Origin of the sequence: Longimicrobium sp., from assembly GCF_036387355.1 — a bacterium.
Lineage (GTDB): Bacteria > Gemmatimonadota > Gemmatimonadetes > Longimicrobiales > Longimicrobiaceae > Longimicrobium.
Genome location: NZ_DASVTX010000161.1, coordinates 1 through 7,510, shown reverse-complemented (window position 1 = coordinate 7,510; position 7,510 = coordinate 1). Strand labels below are relative to the sequence as shown.

6 protein-coding genes are annotated in these 7,510 nt (G+C 68.9%); 4 read left to right on the top strand and 2 right to left on the bottom strand.

Annotated elements, in window-relative coordinates; translation table 11 throughout:
* Positions 1–132 precede the first annotated feature (132 nt).
* Positions 133–2,319, bottom strand: coding sequence for a DNA/RNA non-specific endonuclease (locus VF665_RS07475; protein ID WP_331052783.1), 2,187 nt, complete (start codon positions 2,317–2,319; stop codon positions 133–135).
* A gap of 410 nt (positions 2,320–2,729) precedes the next feature.
* Here VF665_RS07475 and VF665_RS07470 point away from each other — a divergent pair, with 410 nt between their 5' ends.
* Positions 2,730–3,203: a PEGA domain-containing protein gene (locus VF665_RS07470; protein ID WP_331052782.1), complete on the top strand. Its 474-nt coding sequence runs from the start codon at positions 2,730–2,732 to the stop codon at positions 3,201–3,203.
* A gap of 146 nt (positions 3,204–3,349) precedes the next feature.
* Here VF665_RS07470 and VF665_RS07465 read toward each other — a convergent pair whose 3' ends face one another.
* Positions 3,350–4,687, bottom strand: a complete 1,338-nt coding sequence (locus tag VF665_RS07465; protein ID WP_331052781.1) for an MFS transporter — start codon at positions 4,685–4,687, stop codon at positions 3,350–3,352.
* A 92-nt stretch (positions 4,688–4,779) separates the two neighbouring features.
* Between VF665_RS07465 and VF665_RS07460 the strand changes: the two genes are divergently transcribed.
* From VF665_RS07460 to msrA, 3 genes are all read left to right on the top strand, one after another.
* On the top strand, positions 4,780–5,232 hold the full coding sequence (locus VF665_RS07460; protein ID WP_331052780.1) for a PaaI family thioesterase: 453 nt from the start codon (positions 4,780–4,782) through the stop codon (positions 5,230–5,232).
* Between the two features lie 53 nt (positions 5,233–5,285).
* On the top strand, positions 5,286–5,852 hold the full coding sequence (locus VF665_RS07455) for a phosphoglycerate mutase family protein (RefSeq protein WP_331052779.1): 567 nt from the start codon (positions 5,286–5,288) through the stop codon (positions 5,850–5,852).
* Positions 5,853–6,555: 703 nt separating this feature from the next.
* Complete coding sequence (gene msrA, locus VF665_RS07450; RefSeq protein WP_414678333.1) at positions 6,556–7,104, top strand: peptide-methionine (S)-S-oxide reductase MsrA; 549 nt, start codon at positions 6,556–6,558, stop codon at positions 7,102–7,104.
* The last annotated feature ends 406 nt before the right edge of the window (positions 7,105–7,510 follow it).

Below are 7,510 nucleotides of genomic sequence, written 5' to 3'. Positions count from 1 at the left end.
GGAGACTTTCCGTCGTTGTTGCGGCGACTTCAGTCGCTCGGCCGGCGGCCGCACCGCCTCGCTCGAGTCCACGAAAAAACGCCGCCCCGGACCGGAGTCCGGGGCGGCGTTCCGCAATCGTCGGGACGGCGATCAGGGATCGATGGCCGCTTCCACCTGCGCTTCAATGGCATCCGGAAGCGAGGAAAGGAAGTCGTACCCGGTCCACGCCTCCAGTTGGTCCACGGTGACCTTGTACGTGGTCCAGTTCACGTGCGCGATGCCGTCCACGTTCGGCATGTTCACCGCGATCACCCGGATGTCGCTGGCCGACGTAACGTCCGCCAAACCCCTCCCGTAGGGCATGATGACCATGATTTTCCACGTGCTCGTGGGGATGGCCACCTTTCCTGCGTTCTTCAGCGTCGCCGGCGAAGCCGGGTACAGGCCGCCCGCGATGTTGTAGATCTCCTTCTGCTGGAACCGCGCGAGGTCGTTTCCATAGTCCTCCAGGTCACCCCAGGGACCGGTGTTCAGGTCGTAGGTCTGCGGCAGAATCTGGCTGAGCAGGAACGTGGTGTCGTTCTGCGCGCGCGTCTGCGTGCGCTGCTCGCTCTGCGTCATGTGCCCGCGGGTGTAGCCGCTGTTCACATAGTCGGCGTCCACCACCGCCGTGATCCCGTACGAGGCCAGCAGCGCGTCGGCCGTGAACGTCGTGGCGCGCGTCGCCTTGCCGAAGTGCGTGCGGTTCAGGTCCCAGCTCACCCAGTTGGGCCCGCCCCGGCTGGCGTTGTACGACAGGTTGTAGTGCGTCCGCTTGTCGGACAGGATCAGCAGGTCGTTGTTGCCGCCGCCGGGCGTCGGGATCCCGAACTCCACGTGGCTGCGGTAGATGAACGTCGGCGAGTACTTGAAGATCGAGTAGAACGTGGTGTCGGCCATGCCGTTGGCGGCCGTTGCGACCAGGTGTACCTGGCCCGTGTCCACGTGCGTGACCAGCCCGGTCGCGTCGATGGTGGCGACCGACGGATTCAAGCTCGTCCAGGTCACCGTGGTGGTGGCGGTCTGTCCCAGCGAGTCCTCAGCGACGGCCGAGAAGCGGCGGAACTGCTTCAGCGTGTCGATGACCAGGAACCCGGGGCTGATCCGCAGCGAGGCCACCGGGCCCACTGCAACGGCGATCCCGTTCGCCGCGCCCGGCGTGCCGCGGTCATACTCGCCGGTGTCGTCACCCGGGCCGTACTTCTTGTACGCCGTGTTCCATGCCGCTCCCGCCAGCACCGTGTTGTCTGCCTTGACGTCGAGCAACTCGCGGCTGCGGCCGGTGGGAGGCGCGACGGTGGATCCGCCGACGGCCCACACCACGGAATCCATTGTGACGAACGTTCCCGCCGTCGCGCCCGGACGCCGGATACTGACGTAGTCAGGGGCAGTGGCGCTGGTGCTGTTGCTGAGCTGAATGGCGGTGCCGCCCCACTCGGCGATGGTCGTCACGCCGCCGTTCCGAACCGTGCTGGACCGGGCGGCAATGACGCCGTATGCGCGGGGCGCCAGCTTCACGCCCGCGGGAAGGATCACGAATTCGGTGGAGCTCCCCGACCGCGACTGGAGGCGGTAGCCGCCCAGATCCACCTCCGCCAGCCCCGGGTTGTACAGTTCCACGTACTCGCCCGTGGAATCATCCGGTACATTGGGGTTGGCCATCACCTCAGTGATGACGAGCGAGGGGGTGACCTCGGCCGAGACGTACACTTTGAACGCAAAGGTATTCACCGTCGCGTCCACATTCCACGCCCACTGCTTGACCGTGGAGATGCTGTCCGGCTTGAGCAGCTGGTTCCACTGGTAGTAGTCGGCGGGCCCGTTCAGGAACGAGTCGTTGCCGTCCACGGGAGTCGCGGTCACGCTTCCGCTGCCGCTGGTGACGTAGGGCGCCACCGCGTAGAACACGCGGATCCCGTTGGCGTGCACGTTCACCCCGTCCACCGAGCCGATGACCTGCGGCAGCAGGTTCTGCAGCCTCACGTCGGTCGTAAAGACGCCGGTGCCCGAGTTGTACGCCGTGTTGGCGCTCAGCATGCGCACGAACGTGTTCTGCCCGCCGTAGATCACCGCGTCGGCGCCGCCGGTGCTGGGAGCGGGCGTCTGGCACGTGATGCTGCCGGCCTTGACGCTGGCCACGCAGCTCAGTTCCAGCGACGGTCCGCCCGCGGGGCCGTCCGGGGTGGGCGCCTGGGCGGTGGGGGCTACGACGCTGTCGGTGCAGGCGACGGCAAGGAGGGCAACCGCGGCCGAGGCGGCGGTCGCAAGCGCGGAGCGCCACGCCCGCGGAGCGGCCATGGCTGCAGAAATTCGGTCCACCGGTACATCCGTGTCACGGGGATGCGGGGCTGGCCCGCCGGGTTGGGGAAGACTATGAGAGTAGCCGCCAGACGCGAATTTTGCAAGCCCATCGAAGTCTCTTGATCACAACGACTTGGCGATCTTTCGACAGACCGTGCACGACGCTGCCCCCGCCGCGCTCTTTGCGCCCTGGCGTTCCAGAGATCCCGCATTCCGGATGGGGATGAAGACCAGCGCCCGCGAGAAAAATCTGGAAAACAAACAGCCGATCGTTGACAGTATTGGACAGGGCGGACATGCTTTTGCCGCCGCTGCAACCCTCTTCGCAGCGACTACACGGAGCGTGACCCGGCGGCTCATCCCCGTGGTCGCGGGCACCTCCGAATTCCCCCCTGGAGATCTCCAAAATGCGCGGAAAGTTCGTCGTCGCTGCATGCCTCGCACTCAGCGGGTGCGCCACCATCGTGCACGGCTCCAAGCAGTCGGTCACCGTCGCCAGCACCCCCGCCGGGGCGCAGGTCATGATCGACAACATGAACGTGGGCGTGACCCCCATGTCGGCGCAGCTTTCGCGCAAGCAGGAGCACACCGTCCGCATCACCATGGCGGGCTACCAGCCGTACGACCTCAAGATGCAGAAGACGGTGGACGGGTGGATCGCCGGCAACATCCTGTTCGGGGGCATCCCCGGGCTGATCGTGGACGCCGCCACCGGTGCGATGTACAAGCTCACGCCCGACGCCGTGAACGCGCAGCTCACGCAGGGCACCGCCATGAACACCAGCGGCGACCGGATGGTGATCATGGTTTCGCTGTCCCCGGAACTCGGCCTGGAGAAGGTCGGGCAGATGACGCCGGCCGCGGACTTGGTTCAGAACTGAGCCCGGCCGGGCGCCGCGTCGGCCCCGATCCGCCGCGGCAGACCGCTGACCGTGTGGATGCAAGAAGGGGCCGCAGCCTGTGCTGCGGCCCTTTCTGTTTCGCGGAATGGAAAAGCGGAAAGATCAGCCGCTCGCCGCGCGGAGGATCAGGCGGGGGCGAGGCCCTCGTCCAGCTGCCGCCCGCGCCATTCCGGCAGCAGCAGCGCCCCGATGATGGCGAGCCCGAAGAAGGCGGCAAAGGTTCCGAAGACGGCCTGCGTTCCCCCCGCGGCCATCAGCGGGGGCACGCAGAGCGGCGCCAGGATGCTGGCGATGCGCCCGAACCCCGCCGCCCACCCCGCCCCCGTGGCGCGCACCGCGGTGGGGTACACCTCCGGCGTGGCGGCGTACACGGCGCCCCACGCGCCCAGGTTGAAGAAGCTGAGCAGGCACCCCGCTACGAGCACGGCGGTGGCGCCATCCGCTCGCGCAAAGAGCAGCGCGGCGCCCGCCGAACCGGCCAGGAACGCCGCCAGCGTGGGCCGCCGGCCCCACTTCTCGATCAGGTACGCGCTCACCGCGTAGCCGGGAAGCTGCGCCAGGGTGATGATGAGCGTGTACTCGAACGACTTCACCAGCGAAAAGCCGCGCTGCGTGAGCAGGGTGGGAATCCAGATGAAGGCGCCGTAGTAGGCGAAGTTGATCCCGAACCACACCATCCACAGCGCCAGCGTGCGCCGCGCCAGCCCGGCGCGCCACAGGCCGCCCAGCCCGACGCCCGCGGACTGATCCACCGGCTGCGGCGCCGCGACGCGGTCCGGAGCCGCGACACCCGCCTCCGCTTCGAAGCGGCGGACGACCGCCTCGGCCTCATCCACCCTGCCCTGCGTCTCCAGAAAGCGCACGGACTCCGGCAGCGCGCGCCGCACCACGCCGGAGTACAGCGCCGGCAGCGCGCCCAGCGCGAACGCCCACCGCCACCCGTTCTCGCTCCGCGGGATCACGTACGTGCCAATGAGCGCGGCCAGGATCCATCCAAAGGCCCAGAACGCCTCCAGCAGCACCACGATGCGGCCGCGGATGCGCGACGGCGCAAACTCGCTCACCAGCGTGGACGCGACGGGCAGCTCCGCACCCAGCCCGAATCCGATCAGAAAGCGAAAGACGAGCAGCGACGCCACGGACCACGAGAACGCCGCCGCGCCCGTCGCCAATCCGTAGACAAGGAGCGTCGCGGCGAATACGAAGCGGCGGCCCACGCGGTCCGCCACGCTCCCGCCCAGGCTGGCGCCGATGGCCATCCCCACGAATCCCACCGAGCCGATCCACGCCGCCGTGCCCCCATCCAGCCCCCACTGCTTCGCCAGTGTGGCCATGATGAAGCTGATCAGCCCCACGTCCATGGCGTCCATCGCCCATCCCGCTCCCGCCACCACCAGCAGGCGCCGGTGCAGGCGGGTGAAGGGGAGGCGGTCCAGTCGTTCGGCGCGGCTCAGCGGGAGCATGGACTGTGGCGGGCTGGTGAAAGGGCGTGTGCGCGTCCAGATTCAATCCACGGGCCACGCGCCGCCCGTTATCTCCCGCATCCACATGCCCCGTGACTCTTCCCCCGCCCGAGCCGGGCTTTGAGGACCGCATTCGCGACAGCTTCGAGCGGCAGCGCGCCATGGAAACCATCGGGGCGCGGCTCGTGCACGTGGGCGCGGACGAGGTGGTGATCGAGCTACCTTTTCGCGACGACCTCACGCAGCAGCACGGATTTCTGCACGCGGGCATCGTCACGTCGGTGCTGGACAGCGCCGCCGGGTTTGCCGCGTACACGCGCATGCCGGCGGACGCGGGGGTGCTCAGCATCGAGTTCAAGGTGAACCTGCTGGCGCCCGCGCGCGGCGAGCGCCTGCGCGTCGTGGGCCGCACCGTGCGCGCCGGGCGGACCATCAGCGTCGTGGCGGCAGACGCGTTCGCGGTCCAGGACGGCGCGGAAACCCACGTCGCGACGCTGGTGGGGACAATGATGACGGTCCGGGGGCGCGAGGGCATCTCCGGCTGAACCGATCCGCATCCGCCGGGCGGCGGTCATTTTTTCACGTATCGAGGAAGAAAATGCAGATGATCCGCACGCTTCGTCTCGCGCTGTTCGCCGCGCTCCTGTTCGGCCTCCCCGCCGCCGCGCAGGATTCCACGGTGGTGGTGCTTGTGCGCCACGCCGAAAAGGCGGTGATTGCCGGTGAGGCCAATCCGCCGCTGAGCGAGGAGGGACAGGCACGGGCGCGCGTGCTGGCGGATTCGCTGGCCGCGTGGAACGTGGACGCGATCATCACGACGCAGTACGTCCGGACCCAGCAGACGGCGGCCCCCCTGGCCGCGGCGCGCCGGATCACGCCCGTGGTGGTGTCGACGGCGGGTGAGGGCGGCGCGGCGGGGCACCCGGCCGCGGTGGCCGCCGCGGTCCGCGGGATGGCGGGAAAGACGATCCTCGTTGTGGGGCACAGCAACACGGTGCGCCAGATCATCCACGCGCTGGGCGGCCCCGCCGCGCGCGACCTGTGCGACGGCGAGTTCAGCAACCTGTTCGTGGTGGTGCTGAAGCCCGGCGCCGCACCTCGGGTGGAGAACCGCCACTACGGCCGGCCCGACGGCCCCACGGACGCGGCCTGCCACGGCATGTAGCGGATCCGGGAATCATCCCGAATCCGCCAGGGCCCGCCCCGGGGGTGAGGACGGCGCGGTGCGCTCCGGAGGGCTTGCCCTGACCGCCGCGCGGTGGATGTGGAGGATAAGGACAACGATGACCGGGTGCGTTCCGGATGGTGCCGGGCGGTCGGAAAGGCCCCCTCTCCCCGGCCCTCTCCCCCGCTGTCGCGGGAGAAAGGGAGACCTCAGCACGAGCCGAGGCCCCGGTGGTGCAGCCCGCTTCGACTCGGCCGCCGCTCGGGGCCCCTCCCCCGGTTCCTCCCCGTGCAAACAGCCGCGCGGAGAGGGGAGATGGCACAAGGGTCTCGGCCCGCCACGCGCAGCCTCACAGTAGTGCCGTGAGGCTTTCAGCCGTTGTTGCGGCGACTTCAGTCGCTCACGCCACCATCGGCCCGACCGAAAATCCGCGGTCCGCGCCGGGCTTTCCGCCCCGTGCAGGTGAAGTCCCCCCGTCCGTTTGGGGGGACTTTCCGCCGTTGTTTCGGCGACTTCAGTCGCTCACGCCACCCTGGCGGCGACTTGGAACCGCGACCGCAGCACAAGCGGGACGAACGGCATGGGCCGGATTCGGGGATTCGGTGTATGGAACGGAGTTGCGCGTACGCGGGCACACGTGCCCGGGGCGCGGGGGTTTCAGCGTTGCAGCACGCGGCCGGGCGCCGCGCGAACCGGGAGAGGGATGATGACGCAGGAACATCGCGAGATCGCGACAGTGGGCGGGGGATGCTTCTGGTGCACCGAGGCCGTGTTCGACCGTCTGAAAGGGGTGATCAGCGTGGAGAGCGGCTACGCGGGCGGCCGGGATCCCAATCCGTCGTACGAGGACGTGTGCGGCGGCGCCACGGGGCACGCCGAAGTGGTGCAGGTGACGTTCGATCCCGCGCAGGTGTCGTATCGCGACATCCTGCGCGTGTTCTTTGGCACGCACGACCCCACCACGCTCAACCGGCAGGGCGCCGACGTGGGGACGCAGTACCGCTCCGTCATCTTCTACCACTCCGAAGAGCAGCGCCGCGTGGCGGAAGAGGTGATGCGCGATCTGGGCGACCGGGAGATCTTCGAGTCGCCCATTGTGACGGAGCTTTCTCCGGCGCCGCCGTTCTACATGGCCGAGTCGTACCACCAGGAATACTTCGCGCGGAACCCCGGGCAGGGCTACTGCCAGGTGGTGGTGGCGCCCAAGGTGGCCAAGTTCCGCAAGGAGTTCGCGGGCCAGTTCCGCGACTGAGGCTGGGTCAACGAGGCTGAAGGAGGCGTCCGCGAGCCTCCCTGAGCGGATGAATCCGCCGCTCCAGAAGCGGCAAGCCCCGACACGGCGCCAGAGGCGCGCCGTGCGGGGCTTCAACTGCATCACCGGCGGGCAGCTCGGCGCATGCGGCCCGCGCCGAAGCCGCGGGTGCAGTCCGCGCAGGCGGACTTCGTGCTTTTCCAGCGGAGAATTCATTCGCTCTGGACAGGCCGCCGCGCCTCGACCCGCTTCTCGCACCGATGCATCCGCCGCAGTCCGCGCAGGCGGACTTCGCGCCGTTGTTGCCGCGACTTCAGTCGCCCGTCGTCCGCCCCAACCCGCCGTTGCCGTGTGCCCCCTCTCCCACATTGGTTCGTGGGAGAGGGTGGACGCGTCTCAGCGCGGC

What these genes read in the sequence shown, in the direction of transcription:
- msrA (WP_414678333.1), top strand. Translation starts at nt 6,556, where the DNA reads ATGATGACGCAGGAACATCGCGAGATCGCGACAGTGGGCGGGGGATGC.
- VF665_RS07470 (WP_331052782.1), top strand. Translation starts at nt 2,730, where the DNA reads ATGCGCGGAAAGTTCGTCGTCGCTGCATGCCTCGCACTCAGCGGGTGC.
- VF665_RS07465 (WP_331052781.1), bottom strand. Translation starts at nt 4,687, where the DNA reads ATGCTCCCGCTGAGCCGCGCCGAACGACTGGACCGCCTCCCCTTCACC.
- VF665_RS07475 (WP_331052783.1), bottom strand. Translation starts at nt 2,319, where the DNA reads ATGGCCGCTCCGCGGGCGTGGCGCTCCGCGCTTGCGACCGCCGCCTCG.
- VF665_RS07455 (WP_331052779.1), top strand. Translation starts at nt 5,286, where the DNA reads ATGCAGATGATCCGCACGCTTCGTCTCGCGCTGTTCGCCGCGCTCCTG.